The organism is Croceibacterium segetis (assembly GCF_011320115.1).
In the GTDB taxonomy this organism is placed as follows: domain Bacteria; phylum Pseudomonadota; class Alphaproteobacteria; order Sphingomonadales; family Sphingomonadaceae; genus Croceibacterium_B; species Croceibacterium_B segetis.
The window spans coordinates 52,706-66,804 of sequence record NZ_JAANOZ010000002.1 but is presented as its reverse complement, the minus strand read 5'-3'; the positions used below and the strand labels follow the sequence as shown (position 1 = coordinate 66,804).

The 14,099-nt window shown below is 67.3% G+C and carries 12 protein-coding genes; 5 read left to right on the top strand and 7 right to left on the bottom strand.

The genetic code is table 11. From position 1 onward, the window contains the following. Nucleotides 1–56: 56 nt before the first annotated feature. The 6 genes from ychF to G7B69_RS02115 all read right to left on the bottom strand — a co-directional run bounded on the left by ychF (nt 57) and on the right by G7B69_RS02115 (nt 5,673). Nucleotides 57–1,157 (bottom strand): redox-regulated ATPase YchF, encoded by a 1,101-nt coding sequence (gene ychF, locus G7B69_RS02140; protein WP_166175633.1) that lies wholly within the window; start codon nt 1,155–1,157, stop codon nt 57–59. 55 nt (nt 1,158–1,212) lie between these two features. Continuing rightward, complete coding sequence (locus tag G7B69_RS02135; protein ID WP_166175631.1) at nt 1,213–2,436, bottom strand: S41 family peptidase; 1,224 nt, start codon at nt 2,434–2,436, stop codon at nt 1,213–1,215. Beyond that, on the bottom strand, nt 2,433–3,011 hold the full coding sequence (gene pth, locus G7B69_RS02130) for an aminoacyl-tRNA hydrolase (RefSeq protein WP_166175629.1): 579 nt from the start codon (nt 3,009–3,011) through the stop codon (nt 2,433–2,435). The genes G7B69_RS02135 and pth overlap by 4 nt, the downstream gene beginning before the upstream one ends. A 91-nt stretch (nt 3,012–3,102) precedes the next feature. Further along, nucleotides 3,103–3,789 (bottom strand): 50S ribosomal protein L25/general stress protein Ctc, encoded by a 687-nt coding sequence (locus tag G7B69_RS02125; protein ID WP_166175627.1) that lies wholly within the window; start codon nt 3,787–3,789, stop codon nt 3,103–3,105. 139 nt (nt 3,790–3,928) lie between these two features. Continuing rightward, the gene (locus G7B69_RS02120; protein ID WP_166175625.1) at nt 3,929–4,783 is read right to left on the bottom strand and encodes a TraB/GumN family protein; all 855 of its coding nucleotides are present in this window, start codon (nt 4,781–4,783) and stop codon (nt 3,929–3,931) included. Then, nucleotides 4,783–5,673, bottom strand: coding sequence for a TraB/GumN family protein (locus G7B69_RS02115; protein WP_166175623.1), 891 nt, complete (start codon nt 5,671–5,673; stop codon nt 4,783–4,785). Before G7B69_RS02115 ends, G7B69_RS02120 begins: the two co-directional genes overlap by 1 nt. 119 nt (nt 5,674–5,792) lie before the next feature. On the opposite strand from G7B69_RS02115, the gene G7B69_RS02110 reads away from it, so the two are divergent. From G7B69_RS02110 to ppdK, 3 genes are all read left to right on the top strand, one after another. Then, nucleotides 5,793–6,692: a glycine--tRNA ligase subunit alpha gene (locus G7B69_RS02110; protein ID WP_166175621.1), complete on the top strand. Its 900-nt coding sequence runs from the start codon at nt 5,793–5,795 to the stop codon at nt 6,690–6,692. Beyond that, on the top strand, nt 6,659–9,025 hold the full coding sequence (glyS, locus tag G7B69_RS02105; RefSeq protein WP_243414994.1) for a glycine--tRNA ligase subunit beta: 2,367 nt from the start codon (nt 6,659–6,661) through the stop codon (nt 9,023–9,025). Before G7B69_RS02110 ends, glyS begins: the two co-directional genes overlap by 34 nt. Nucleotides 9,026–9,154: 129 nt before the next feature. After that, nucleotides 9,155–11,821 (top strand): pyruvate, phosphate dikinase, encoded by a 2,667-nt coding sequence (gene ppdK / locus G7B69_RS02100; RefSeq protein ID WP_207785929.1) that lies wholly within the window; start codon nt 9,155–9,157, stop codon nt 11,819–11,821. Here ppdK and G7B69_RS02095 read toward each other — a convergent pair. Beyond that, the gene (locus G7B69_RS02095; RefSeq protein WP_166175617.1) at nt 11,807–12,571 is read right to left on the bottom strand and encodes a methyltransferase domain-containing protein; all 765 of its coding nucleotides are present in this window, start codon (nt 12,569–12,571) and stop codon (nt 11,807–11,809) included. The two genes, ppdK and G7B69_RS02095, sit on opposite strands and share 15 nt — an antisense overlap. A gap of 74 nt (nt 12,572–12,645) precedes the next feature. Here G7B69_RS02095 and G7B69_RS02090 point away from each other — a divergent pair, with 74 nt between their 5' ends. Together G7B69_RS02090 and hisI are read left to right on the top strand one after the other, a co-directional pair. Beyond that, nucleotides 12,646–13,389, top strand: coding sequence for a ComF family protein (locus G7B69_RS02090; protein ID WP_166175615.1), 744 nt, complete (start codon nt 12,646–12,648; stop codon nt 13,387–13,389). 329 nt (nt 13,390–13,718) lie between these two features. After that, a complete protein-coding gene (hisI, locus tag G7B69_RS02085; RefSeq protein ID WP_166176180.1) occupies nt 13,719–14,099 on the top strand; it encodes a phosphoribosyl-AMP cyclohydrolase in 381 nt (126 codons plus the stop codon).

The following is a 14,099-nucleotide window of genomic DNA, read 5'->3' as shown; positions in this document are numbered from 1 at the left end:
CCAATCGAACAAGGGGCGCGGCAGCTTCGGCTTCCGCGCCCTTTTTCGTGGCCCGCTCAGACGTTGAACTTGAACAGCATCACGTCGCCGTCCTGCACGAGGTATTCCTTGCCTTCCTGGCGCAGCTTGCCGGCTTCGCGGGCGCCGGCCTCGCCGCCGAACTTGACGTAGTCGTCGAAGGCGATCGTCTCGGCGCGGATGAAGCCGCGCTCGAAGTCGGTGTGGATTTCGCCCGCCGCCTGCGGCGCCTTGGCGCCCTTGTGAAAGGTCCAGGCGCGCGCTTCCTTGGGCCCGACGGTGAAGAAGGTGTTGAGGCCGAGCAGCTTGTAACCGGCGCGGATCACGCGGCTGAGGCCGCTTTCGGTGAGCCCGAGGTCGGCGAGATATTCCGCCCGTTCGTCCGGCTCCATCGCCACCAGCTCGCTTTCGATCGCGGCGGATACGACAACGGCCTCGGCCCCCTCGCTCTTGGCCTTGGCGAAGACCTGCTCGGACATGGCGTTGCCGTTGGCGGCGTCCTCCTCGGCGACGTTGCAGACGTAGAGCACCGGCTTGGCGGTCAGCAGCTGAGCCTGGGCGAACACGCGCGCCTCGTCGTCGCCGTTCGGCTCGGTCAACCGCGCCGGCTTGCCCTCGCGCAAGAGCTCGAGCGCCTGGCCGAGCACGCTGGCCATCACCTTCGCCTCCTTGTCGCCGCCGGTCGCCTTCTTGGCGGCCGCTGGGACGCGTTTCTCGAGGCTTTCGAGATCCGCCAGCATCAGCTCGGTCTCAACCACTTCGGCGTCGCTGAGCGGGTCGACCTTGTTGGCGACATGCTGGATGTCGTCGTCCTCGAAGCAACGCAGCACGTGGACGATCGCGTCGACCTCGCGGATGTTGCCGAGGAACTGGTTGCCCAGGCCTTCGCCCTTGCTCGCGCCTTTGACCAAGCCGGCGATGTCGACGAAGCCGAGCTGGGTCGGAATGGTCTTGGCGCTGCCGCCGATCTTCGCCAGCTGATCAAGTCGATCGTCCGGCACCGACACCTGGCCGACGTTCGGCTCGATCGTGCAGAACGGATAGTTCGCCGCCTGCGCCGCCTGCGTCTCGGTCAGCGCGTTGAACAAGGTGGACTTGCCGACATTCGGCAGCCCGACGATTCCGCAACGAAAACCCATTTCGATCCTTCGGTAGAAAATGTGGCGCGCGCTTAGCGCGCTCCTCGCCTCTTGGCTATCGCGCCTTCTTGTCGCTGGCGATCGTCGCGCACGCCGGATCGCTGAGCGATTTCGGCTGGAATTGCTCGCGCGGCAGACCGGCGACCGTCGTCAGCCGCTCCGTCGGAAGTTTCACCACCTGCCCCGAATGCTCGAGCCGGTTGTCGTCGACCGCGCCGACCAGCCCGGCCATCGCCGTACCGCAGACGGGCACGCCCATCGCGTCGAAGCCGATCGCCATGCCTTCGCCCATGCTCCCGGTCCAGCGATCCGCCAGGACCGTCGCCGGGCCGGAGTGATGCTTGCCCGCGCGCGGGATGACGTATTCGACCCACATCCGGGGAACGCCGGTGGCGCGCTCTTCCTCGGGGCTCGAATGGACCTGATAGGGACGCGGGCGGTCGATGAACCAGCCGATCACCGCCCGGGCGATCGACGAATTGCCGCCGCTGGCGGTGTCGGTCAGGTCGAGGATGACCGGCGCGGCGTCGGGTATTTGTGCCATCGCCGCGTCGAACGCGGGAATCGTCGCGTCATCGCCGATGCTGTCGTTGAAGCGCACTCGCCACGCGGGACCGTCGTGGGTAACCGTGACCGGGGGCCGGTCGTTCTTGCGCACGGCATAGAGGCTCGGCAGGGTCAGCGGCAGCTGCTTGGCCCCGCGCTGGACCGTGAAGGCGCGTTCGCGGTCGCGTCGTCCGGCGAGCAGAACGCGGGCGGCATAGGCGCGGTGAACGGCATCCGGAGCGTCGAGCCCGAGGTCGTGCCAGAACGCGGTGACGGCCTGGGCCATCGGAACGCCGGCGACCTGAATCAGCTTGTCTCCCGGTTTGACGACGCCTTCGGCCGGGGAGGCCGAGCGAATCGACGTAATCGTGTAAGTCCCGTCCTTCTCCTCGACCCACATGTCCGAATAGCTCGGCACGATCGCCCAGCTGTCGTTGAACGAGCTGCCGGTAATGGCGTGGTGGTCGGCGAGCAGCGCCACGCCGCGTTCGAGGAACTTCAGCAGCGACTTGTCGTCGTGAACCGCCTCGGCCTCGTGCTGGAGCGCCGGCGGCAGGTCGAAATGCCCGCCCAGTCGGTCGAGATAGGCGTAACGTTCGTTGACCAGCGGCGCGAACGACAGGGCGTCGGCGCGGTAATCGGCCGCCTTGTCGGTTGGCTCCTGGGCGGCGGAGGCAGTGCCGAGGACCGTAAGCGCGCCGCACATGAGGGCCAGGGAAACGCGCTTGCTCATCGTTCGGTCTCCTGCTGTCTCAACGCCACGTCGCTCATGAACCGCGCGTCCTCGCCCTTCGCGAGCCATTCCGCCTCGCCGGCCAGGGCCGCGAGCATGTCGGTCAGGTCGTCCATCTCCCCCATGGCGTAATTGCCGAGGACGTAGCCGGTGACGCGGTCCTTGTGCCCCGGATGGCCGATGCCGAGGCGCACGCGGCGGAAATCGGGGCCGAGGTGCTGGTCGATGCTCCTGAGGCCGTTGTGCCCGGCGGTGCCGCCGCCGCGCTTCACCTTGACCTTGAACGGGGCGAGGTCGAGCTCGTCGTGGAACACCGTCAGGTCTTCGATGCCGAGCTTGTAGAAGCGCAGCGCCTCACCGACCGAGCGACCGCTTTCGTTCATGAAGGTCGCCGGCTTGAGGAGGAGGATCTTCTCGCCGCCGATGCGGCCTTCCTGCAGCCACCCCTGGAACTTCTTCTGCACCGGGCCGAAACGGTGCATCTCGGCGATCACGTCGGCCGCCATGAAGCCGACGTTGTGCCGCTCCATCGCGTGCTTAGGTCCGGGATTGCCGAGGCCCACCCACAGTTGCATCGCGGCGTCCTATTCTGCGCGGGCGCGAAAAGCAAAGCGCCGGCCCCTTGCGGAGCCGGCGCCTGCTTGTCCGGTCCGGGAAGAGCGAGGATTACTGCTCGGTCGCTTCCGCTTCGCCTTCGCTGGCTTCGGTTTCCTCGCCGGCAGCTTCGGCCGGTGCGGCGGCGCCGGCGGCGGCTTCCTCGGCTTCTTCCTCATCGGTCCGCTTCATCGCCGACGGGGCGACGACCGTGGCGATGGTGAAGTCGCGGTCGGTGATCGCGCTGACCGAGCCTTCGGGCAGCGTGACATGGCTGATGTGGATCGAATCGCCGATGTCGAGGCCGGTGACGTCGAGCTTGATCTCGTCGGGGATCTTGTCGGATTCGCAAACCAGCTCGAGCTCGTGGCGCACGACGTTGAGCACGCCGCCCTTCTTGAGGCCGGGCGATTCCTCTTCGTTGACGAACACCACCGGCACGGCGACCTGGATCTTCGCATCCTTCGACAGCCGCAGGAAATCGACGTGCAGCGGCCGGTCGGTGACCGGGTGCAGGGCGACGTCTTTGGGCAGGGTGCGAACCATCTTGCCGCCGACGTCGATCATCACGATCGAGTTCATGAAGTGGCCCGAGCCGAGCTGGCGGACCAGCTCCTTCGCCTCGAGGTGGATCGGGGTGGGTTCTTCCTTGCCGCCGTAAATCACGGCGGGAACACGGCCTTGACGGCGCAACTCGCGGGAGGCTCCCTTGCCAGCCCGTTCGCGCGCCTCGGCCGGCAGGGTGAGAGCGTCGCTCATGTCACGTGCCTTTCGAATTGCATTGGGTTACCGCCACGCCTCCAGGGATGACCATGACGGAGGCGCGCCCCTAGGGGAAAGCGACGCGCGGTGCAAGTCTTGCCTCAAGCAGCGCAGCCGCGGGCAAGCAAGGAAGGCCTTACTGCACGCGGCGGACGGTGTAACCGCGCGCCTCGAGCAGTTCGGGTAAGTTCTGCTCGCCGAACATGTGCGCTTCGCCCACGGCAACGAAAGGCTGCTCCCGGCCAGCGAGCAACCGGGCGATCCGTTCCGCCCAGCGCCGGTTGCGGGCGACTTGCAGTGCCTCGCGCAACTGGGGGTCGGCGAGGACGCCGGCGGAGGAATCGCTCTCGAGGCCGGCAAGGTCCCCGGTCAGCCACGCCTCGACCTGCCGCGCGTCGGACGTGTCGTCGGCCTCGCGGGCCAGCGCCAGCAACAGGTCGGCTTGTTCGGCCGGCGGGAGCGCATCGAAGGCGCGGTACTGCTGCTCGAACGTCTCCAGCCCCTCGACGCGTTTCGCTCCGGCGATCAGCGCGCGGTCGACCCCGGTCCCGGGATCGCGCCCGCGCGCCCGGTTGGCGAGGACGATCGCGGCGGCCCAGGTCTCGGTATGCGGGAAGGCGTCGTCGGCGAGACCGGCGCGCCCGAGAAACGCGGCGAGGGCGGGGCGCTCCTTCGCCGGAACGCGCTGCGACAGCGGCGGTAGCCCGGGTGTCGTGGCCAGCCGGTCGAAAGCCTCTTTTGCCGCCGCCGCATCGCCAAGGTTGGCGATCTCCACCACCAGCACGCCTGAATCGGCCAGCGCCTGGTCGACCGCTTTGGTGCGCCAGTGGGCGCCCTCGGGCAGCGAATGGATCGTGCCGAACAGCCAGCCGTGCGCGCCGCCCGGGCCAGTCACCTCCCACAGCGCCGGCGAAGGGGCGGGCCAGTCGCGCGCCGGCTCGCCGCATCCGGCGAGCGCCAGCGCGAGCGCCAGCGCCGCGAGCGCGCGCATTACTCCCAGACGCGGCGGGCCTTGATGCCGCGCTTCCTGAGTTGCGCCTGCACGCTGTCCCGCCCCGCGAGGTGCCCGGCGCCGACGGCGACGAAGACCGTGCCCGGTTGCTTCATCCGCTGGTCGATCCATTGCGCCCAGTGCGTGTTGCGGTCGGTCAGCAGTCGCTTGTAGAGCACCGGGTCGTCGAGCTCGTCGTTGAGCAGCATGGCGAGCGCGTCGGCATCGCCCTTCATCCACTCGGCGACCATCGCATCGAGCGTCGTCGTTGCCTTGGAAATCGAATCCACCGTCTCCTTGAGGAACGAAAGCTGGGCCTCGACCGGCAATCCGTCGAACAGGTCGATCTGCTGCTGGACCGTCTCCAGGGCCGCCTTGCGCTTGCCCTCGGCTTCGGCGGTCAGCTTGGTTTCGGCGCCGGTCTGCGGATCGTAGCCCGATTTGATCACCGGCAGCAGTGACAGGGTCATCGCCGCGTACCACGGTTCGAAGCGGTCCATCGCCTCGATCGGCAGGCCGAGGCCGACGAGCGCCTCCTCGAACTTCATGCGATCGTCCGGGGCCATCATGGCGCGCAGCGACTGGCCCTTGGCCAGCAAGGCGCGCGCGGCAATCGCCTGGGCGTCGCCGCTCGCATCCATGGGAATTTCGGTGACCAGTTCGTCCGACGCCTTGTAGGCGCGTTCGACCGGCCCGGAGAACCACTTGGTGTCCTTGGGCAACGCGTGGACGGTGCCGAACAGGTAGATCGTGGTGTCCTTGTCGGCGACCTTCCAGATCGCCGGGCCCTGGTAGGCCGCGGCCGCGTGCGCCGGGCGTGCGTCGACCGGCGCGCACGCCGGCATGGCGAGCGCGACCAGCGCGGCAATGAATCGGCGAAACGGCGGCATCGGTGAAAGTGACCCTGTTTAAGCCCGGTGCCTATTTAGGCGCTTTCCACGCCGACTTACAGGGGCGTTTTGCAGCGCGGCATTGACGCTGTTTCGGCCATCCTGCAAAGCGCCGCGCCATGAGCGGGACCGGCGCCAAGAGCTTCCAGGACATGATCCTCGCGCTCCACGATTACTGGAGCGCGCAGGGCTGCCTGATCCTGCAGCCGTACGACATGCGCATGGGCGCGGGCACGTTCCACCCCGCGACGACCTTGCGCGCGCTCGGGCCGGAGCCGTGGAAGGCCGCCTACGTCCAGCCGAGCCGCCGGCCCACGGACGGTCGCTACGGCGAAAACCCCAACCGCCTGCAGCACTATTATCAGTACCAGGTGATCCTCAAGCCCAACCCGCCGGACTTGCAGGAGCTCTACCTCAAGAGCCTCGAGGCCATCGGCATCGATCCCTTGAAGCACGACATCCGCTTCGTCGAGGACGACTGGGAAAGCCCGACGCTCGGCGCCTGGGGCCTCGGCTGGGAAGTCTGGTGCGACGGAATGGAAGTGACCCAATTCACGTATTTCCAGCAGATCGGCGGCTACGACTGCAAGCCGGTCGCCGGCGAGCTGACTTACGGGCTCGAACGGCTGGCGATGTACCTCCAGGGCGTCGACCGGGTCTACGATCTCGCGTTCAATTCCGACGGCGTGACCTACGGCCAGGTGTTCCTCGAAAACGAGCGCGAGCACTCGAAATACAACTTCGAAGTCGCCGACACCGAACAACTGTTCGCCGGCTTCCGCAACGCCGAAGCCGAATGCCAACGCTGCATCGAGGCACAGATCCCGCTCGCCGCCTACGACCAGGCGATCGAGGCGAGCCATTTGTTCAACCTGCTCCAGGCGCGCGGCGTGATCAGCGTCCAGGAACGCGCCAGCTATATTGGCCGCGTCCGCGATCTTGCCAAGGGCAGCTGCGAGGCGTGGATCGAGAAGAATTCGCCCGAATGGGAAGCGAAGTTCCCCGGGTGGTCCGCGTGACCGACTTCCTCCTTGAGCTGCGTTCCGAGGAAATCCCCGCGCGGATGCAGGCCGGCGCGCGGGCGGACCTCGAGAAGCTGTTCCGCGGCGAGATGCAGGCGGCGGGCGTGGCGGTCGGTGAAATCACCGTGTGGTCGACCCCGCGGCGGCTGGCGCTGATCGCGCGCGGGCTGCCCGAAGCCACCGAGGCGGTGCGTGAGGAGACGAAGGGCCCGCGCACCAGCGCGCCGCCGCAGGCGCTCGAAGGGTTCCTGCGCAAGTCGGGGCTCACGCAGGAGCAGCTCGAGGATCGCGACGGGGTCTACTTCGCGGTGATCGAGAGGCCCGGCCGCGCGGTCCGGGAAGTGCTCGCCAAGGCGATCCCGGCGATTGTCCGCGCATTCCCCTGGCCCAAGTCGATGCGCTGGGGCGCGGCTTCGCTGAGCACCGAGAGCCTGCGATGGGTGCGGCCTTTGTCGGGGATCGTTGCGATTTTCGGCGAGAAACTGGTCGAATGCACCGTGGGGGATGTCGCCAGCGGCTACATGACGCTCGGCCACCGCTTCCATTGTCCCGGCCCGATCACCATCGGCTCGGCCGCGGACTATGCCCAGAAGCTGCGCGCCTGCCACGTCATTGTCGACCAGGCCGAGCGCGAGGACCTGATCCGGCGGGGCGCCATCCACGCCGCCCACCAGGCCGGGCTGGTGCTCGTCGAGGACGAGGGGCTGGTGGTCGAGAACGCCGGGCTCACCGAATGGCCGGTCCCCTTGCTGGGACATTTCGATGAGGCGTTTCTCGACGTGCCGCCGGAAGTCATCCAGCTGACCGCGCGTACCAACCAGAAATATTTCATCTGCCGCACCAAGAAGGGCAAGCTCGCCAACGCCTTCGTCTGCACGGCGAACATCGTCGCGACCGACGAGGGCGCGGCGATCGTCGACGGCAACCGCAAGGTCCTCGCCGCGCGCCTTTCCGACGCGCGCTTCTTCTGGGAGCAGGACCGCAAGGTGCCGCTGGCCGAGCAGGCCAGGAAGCTCGAACGGATCACCTTCCACGAGAAGCTCGGCACCGTCGCCGACAAGGTGGAGCGCGTGGCCAGGCTGGCGCGGTGGCTGGTGGAACAGCAAGTTGTAAAGCCTGCACTCAATCACCAGCAGCCTGAGACTATGCTGTTTAATTGGACGCAGGACGCTGCCCGGCTCTGCAAGGCAGATCTCGTCACCGAGATGGTCGGTGAGTTCCCCGAGCTTCAAGGTCTTATGGGTGGCTACTACGCTCGCGCTGAAGGTTTGCCGGTTGAAGTCGCCGACGCAATCCGCGATCATTACAAACCGACCGGCCAAGGCGATCAAGTTCCAACCGCTCCTATAACCGTAGCTGTCAGTTTGGCCGACAAGCTCGATAGCTTAGCCGGATTCTTCGTGATCGGTGAGCGTCCGACTGGCTCAAAGGACCCTTTCGCTCTTCGGAGAGCCAGCATCGGAGCGATTCAACTCATTCTGACCAACTCACTTCGCGTCTCTCTGCATCAGCTTGCTCGCAAGGCGACTGGTGCGCACCTTCCGTACGATCCAAAGGACGATCGGCTGCGAGATGCTGCGGAAAGGTTAGCGCTGATTTCTCAAGAATATGGTCGCCCATTCGAAATGGATGACAAATTCATCACTGACATCCTTGCGAACGCCGAAGCTCAACATCTCGAAGGGTCCAAGGCCGTGTTCGCACGCCGAGATGCAGCGGCCGATGAACTCCTCGACTTCTTCGCCGACCGCCTAAAAGTCCAGCAGCGCGAAGCCGGCGTTCGCCACGACCTGATCGACGCGGTGTTCGCGCTCGGGAACGAAGACGACCTCGTTCGCCTTCTTTCTCGTGTGAACACGCTGCAGGCCTTCATCAAGACCGAGGACGGCGCCAACCTGCTCGCCGCCTACAAGCGCGCGGCCAATATCCTCAAGAAGGAGGACTGGAAGGGCGCCGAAGGGGAGATCGCACGCACCGGCGAGGAGGACCCGTTGGCGCTGGTCGACGATCCCGACCTCAAGCCGGTGATTGCGGCCAAAATGGCCGAGAACAGGAAGAAAACACTTTCCTACACGCCCGAACCTGCGGAAAAGGACCTGATCGAGGCGTTGGATTCGGCCGAGCCGAAAGCCGCCGCCGCGGTCCAGGCGGAGGATTTCGAGGCGGCGATGGCCGCGCTGGCGTCCTTGCGCGGCCCGATAGACCGGTTCTTTGACACGGTGACGGTGAATGACGACGATCCCGCGAGGCGCGAGGCCCGGTTGAGCCTGCTTGCACGCTTCCGTGCTGCAGTGCACAAAGTGGCCGATTTCTCGAGGATAGAGGGCTGACCGCGCGGTTTCCTGTAGGAAGAGTGTCACCCGCCGGTTTCTGAATTATCTAAGTTAAAACAGCAGTTTAGAAAATCCTGCAGGGTGACAGGGTCCGTAAAGTGTCACCCTGTTTTCGAAAGGTTGTCCATGCAGACTGTCTACACCTTCGGCGGCCATGCGGCGCATGACGATCCGCGCGCGAAGGACAAGACCGTCACCGGCGGCAAAGGCGCGAACCTGGCGGAGATGGCGAGCATCGGCCTGCCGGTCCCGCCGGGCTTTACCATCACCACCGAGGAATGCGTGCGCTACCTCAAGGAAGGCGCCGACTTTTCGGACGACTTGCGAAGCGAGGTCGGCAAGGCGCTGAACCATATCGAAAAGGCCGTCGGCAAGCGCTTCGGCGATGCGGCCGACCCACTGCTCGTCTCCGTCCGCTCGGGCGCCCGGGTGTCGATGCCCGGAATGATGGACACCGTCCTCAACCTCGGCCTCAACGACGAGACCGTGAAGGGCCTCGCTGCCGTATCGGGCGACGAGCGCTTCGCGTGGGACAGCTACCGCCGGTTCATCCAGATGTACTCCGACGTGGTGCTCGGGCTCGATCACGGGCTGTTCGAAGAAGCGCTCGAGATCGCCAAGGAAGATCGCGGCTACCAGGCCGACACCGAGATGACCGCCGCCGACTGGAAGGACCTGGTTGGCCAGTACCAGGCGATCGTCGCCCGCGAGCACGACGCGCCGTTCCCGCAGGACGTCGGCGAGCAATTGTGGGGCGCGATCGCCGCGGTGTTCGACAGCTGGGATTCGGACCGCGCCAAGGTCTACCGCCGCCTCAACGACATCCCCGGCGACTGGGGCACCGCGGTCAACGTCCAGGCGATGGTCTTCGGCAACATGGGCGAGACCAGCGCCACCGGCGTCGCCTTCACCCGCGACCCCTCGACCGGCGAGAAGGCCTATTACGGCGAATGGCTGGTCAACGCGCAGGGCGAGGATGTCGTCGCCGGGATCAGGACGCCGCAGTACCTGACCAGGGCCGCGCGAGAACGGGCCGGGGCCAGGGCCCCGTCGATGGAAGAGGAGATGCCCGCCGCTTACGCCGAGCTCGCCCAGGTGTTCGACCTGCTCGAGCGGCACTACAAGGACATGCAGGACATCGAGTTCACCGTCGAGCGCGGCAAGCTGTGGATGCTCCAGACCCGCAGCGGCAAGCGCACCGCCAAGGCGGCGCTCAAGATGGCGGTCGAGATGGTCGGCGAAGGCCTGATCGACGAGCGCACCGCGATCCTGCGCATCGACCCGATGGCGCTCGACCAGTTGCTCCACCCGACGCTCGACCCGGATGCGAAGCGTAACGTCCTGACCAAGGGGCTTCCCGCCAGCCCCGGCGCCGCCTCGGGCAAGATCGTGCTCGACGCCGATACCGCCGAGAAGTGGGTGGCGCGAGGCGAAAAGGTGATCCTCGTGCGGGTCGAGACCAGCCCCGAGGACATCCACGGGATGCACGCCGCGCAGGGCATCCTCACCGCGCGGGGCGGGATGACCAGCCACGCGGCGGTGGTCGCCCGGGGAATGGGCCGGCCGTGCGTCTCGGGCGCGTCGCAAGTCCGCATCGACCTTGCCGCGCGCACTGCCGTGATCGGCACCGCGCTCCTTGACGAAGGCGACACGATCACCATCGACGGCGCGACGGGCGAAGTCATGGACGGCGAAGTGCCGACGATCGAGCCCGTGCTCGCCGGCGCCTTCGCCACGCTGATGGAATGGGCCGACCGGCACCGGCGGATGAAGGTGCGCACCAACGCCGAGACTCCGGCCGACTGCCGCACGGCGCGCAAGTTCGGCGCCGAAGGCATCGGCCTGTGCCGGACCGAGCACATGTTCTTCGACGACAGGCGTATCGCCGCGGTGCGCGAGATGATCCTGGCGGACGACGAGAAGGGGCGCCGCAAGGCGCTCGCCAAGCTGCTGCCCGAGCAGCGCGGCGACTTCGCGCAGATCTTCGAGGCGATGGCCGGCCTGCCGTGCACGATCCGCCTGCTCGATCCGCCGTTGCACGAGTTCCTGCCGCACGGCGATGCCGACTTCGAGGCGCTGGCCGAGGCGAGCGGGGTGTCCGCCGCGCACCTCAAGCGCCGCGCCGCCGAGCTGCACGAGGCCAACCCGATGCTGGGCCACCGCGGCTGCCGCCTTGGCATCACTTTCCCCGAAATCTACGAAATGCAGGCGCGGGCGATCTTCGAGGCGGCCTGCGAGGTCAGCGCCAAGGGCGGCGATCCGGTGGTGCCCGAGATCATGATCCCGCTCGTCGCTACCCGGCGCGAGCTGGAAATCCTCCGCAAGCTGGTGGGCGAGACGGCGGCGCAGGTTTTCGCCGAGCGCGGCCAGCGGGTCGGATACCTCGTCGGCACGATGATCGAGCTGCCGCGCGCCGCGCTGACCGCGGGCGACATCGCCGAGGCGGCGCAGTTCTTTTCCTTCGGCACCAACGACCTCACCCAGACGACGCTCGGCCTCAGCCGCGACGACGCGGGCAGCTTCCTGCCCACTTACGTCGAGAAGGGGATCTTCGCCCGCGATCCCTTCGTCAGCCTCGATATCGAGGGCGTGGGACAGCTGGTCTCGCTGGCTGCCGAGCGGGGCCGGGCGACGAAGCCCGACCTCAAGCTCGGCATCTGCGGCGAGCATGGCGGCGACCCGGCGAGCATCGCCTTCTGCGAACAGGTCGGCCTCGACTACGTCAGCGCTTCGCCTTTCCGCGTGCCGATCGCGCGGCTGGCGGCGGCGCAGGCGGCCCTACGATCCGCGTAAGGAGCGACGGCCGCTAAGGGTCATGATCTCGAGGCTCTCGACCACGCGTCCGCCGGCGTCGGCGCCTTCGAGGAACGCTGCTCGGGCTCGTTCCAGCGCCGCCTTGCCGAGCGGGGCCGCCGCCGAGGCGAGGACATTGCCGAGACCCTGGTCGCGCAAGTCCGCGACGAGCCGGTCGAGCGAGCGGTATGAAACGCGAATGGTCCGGCTGTCGGCCACCGGTTCGGCCCATCCGGCACGCTGCAGGAGCGCGGCGGCGGCGCGGATGTCGACCATCGGATGCAGCCGCGCAGCGGGCCGCTCGCCGTCCGCGGTCAGCATCGCGCGGCGCAGGTTGGCGAGGCTTCCGGCGCCGACGAACGAGGCGATCGCGCGTCCGCCGGGCGCCAGCGCCTCGCGGATATGGATCATTGCCCCCGGCAGGTCGTTGACCGTGTCGAGCGTACCGAGGCTGACGATCAGATCGAGCCCGGAGACGGGGAAGGGCTGCTCTTCGTCGAGCGTAAACGCATCAGCGCTCGTCACCGTGCCGCCCCGCCGTTCGAGCTCCGCGGCCAGCACTCCGGTCCAGTCGCCGATTACAAGCGCCTTGCCGGGCTCATGCCGCAGGAACGTGAGCCGCTCGAGGACATCCTCGACCAAGTCTTCGAGCACGAACCGCGCCGCGCCCGGCCGCGCTTGTCGCGCCGCGATGCGCTGGCGAGCCGCTCGGCGGCGCTCGGGTGCGAAGATGCGAGGCGGGGCGGTCACGCCCGGTCCCTGCCGCGCCTGCCCAGGATGCGCAAGCGCTTGCCCGACGCGCCTGACCGAGGCAGCATGGTTCGGTGAAGTTGCTCGAGCCGGTCGCCCCGCTGATCGATCTGATCTACCCGCCCCGTTGCCCGCTGTGCGGCGAGGGCCTCGCCGCGCAGGGCGGGCTGTGCTCGGCGTGCTGGCAGGAGCTGGCGATTCCGGGCGACCCGGCGTGCGCGCTGTGTCAGCGGCCATTCGGCGATACCCAGCGCGAAGGCACGGTCTGCGCTCCATGTCTCGCCGATGCACCGCGACACGACGGGATCGCCGCGGGGACCCTTTACAACGATGCCTCGCGCAGGCTGGTGCTCGCCTTCAAACACGGCCGCCGCATTGCGCTCGCCCCGCTCCTCGCTCGGTTGATCGCGGCGCGGCTGCCACAACTCGACGGCGAGTGGCTGGCGGTGCCGGTTCCGCTGCACCGGCTGCGGCTGTGGCGGCGCGGGTTCAACCAGTCGGCGCTGCTGGCCCGGGAGATTGCGCGCCTGGCGGGGGCGGAAGTGGTTGTCGACGGGCTTGTCCGGCGCAAGGCGACCCCGGTGCTCGGCGGGCTTGGCCGCAAGGCGCGAGCCCGCGCGCTGTCCGGGGCGATCGCTGTCAACCCGCGCCGCGCCGGCGGACTCAAGGGCGCGCAGGTGTTGTTGGTCGACGATGTGATGACCAGCGGCGCGACCAGCGACGCCTGTGTTTCCGCGCTCAAGCGTGCGGGGGCAGGGAAGGTGGTCGTCGCTTGCTTCTCGCGGGTACTCGAAGAAGCGCTCGCGCATGCCACCTAAGCAAAACGCCCGGGGGTTACCCCGGGCGTTCGCGTGACGAAAATCGCTGGACCGAGGCATCGCCCCCAGTGGATGCCGCCGATCCAAACCCTCATGTTTCGGCCCGTCCTTGCAAGTCCGGTACCGAGACCCCCCATCCCTTGGCGCGTGGCGCGTCCGGTCTGGACTGGCGGCTACGTCAAAGCCGCGCACCTATTCATTTCACCGAAAGGTTGCCGAAAAAAGCACCTTCGCGTGGGCCGATGGATTTTGGCCTGCATCTGTGGTTATCGTGCAACAAGCTGGCACCCGCGCGGGCCTTCTTGGCAAGAGTCTGAAAGGAAACGGCCATCTCCGGCAATGAAACTGAACGCGGGGACCGGGAAAGGGGCGGCAACTTCGATCCCAAATTCGACTCGGCGGGTCTGCTGACGGCGGTCGTCCAGCACGCCGACACCGGCGAGGTGCTGATGGTTGCCTTCATGGACCGTGAAGCGGTCGACAAGACGCGCGAGACAGGGCTCGCCCACTTCCACTCGCGCAGCCGTGGGCGGTTATGGATAAAGGGGGAGAGTTCCGGCCACGTACTGCGGGTCCGGCAGATCCTCGTCGATTGCGACCAGGACGCGCTGCTGGTCAAAGCCTTGCCCGAAGGCCCAGCATGTCACACCGGAGCGCGCAGCTGCTTCTACCGCGCCCTGGAAGGCGACGAACTCCAGCGCATCGGCTGA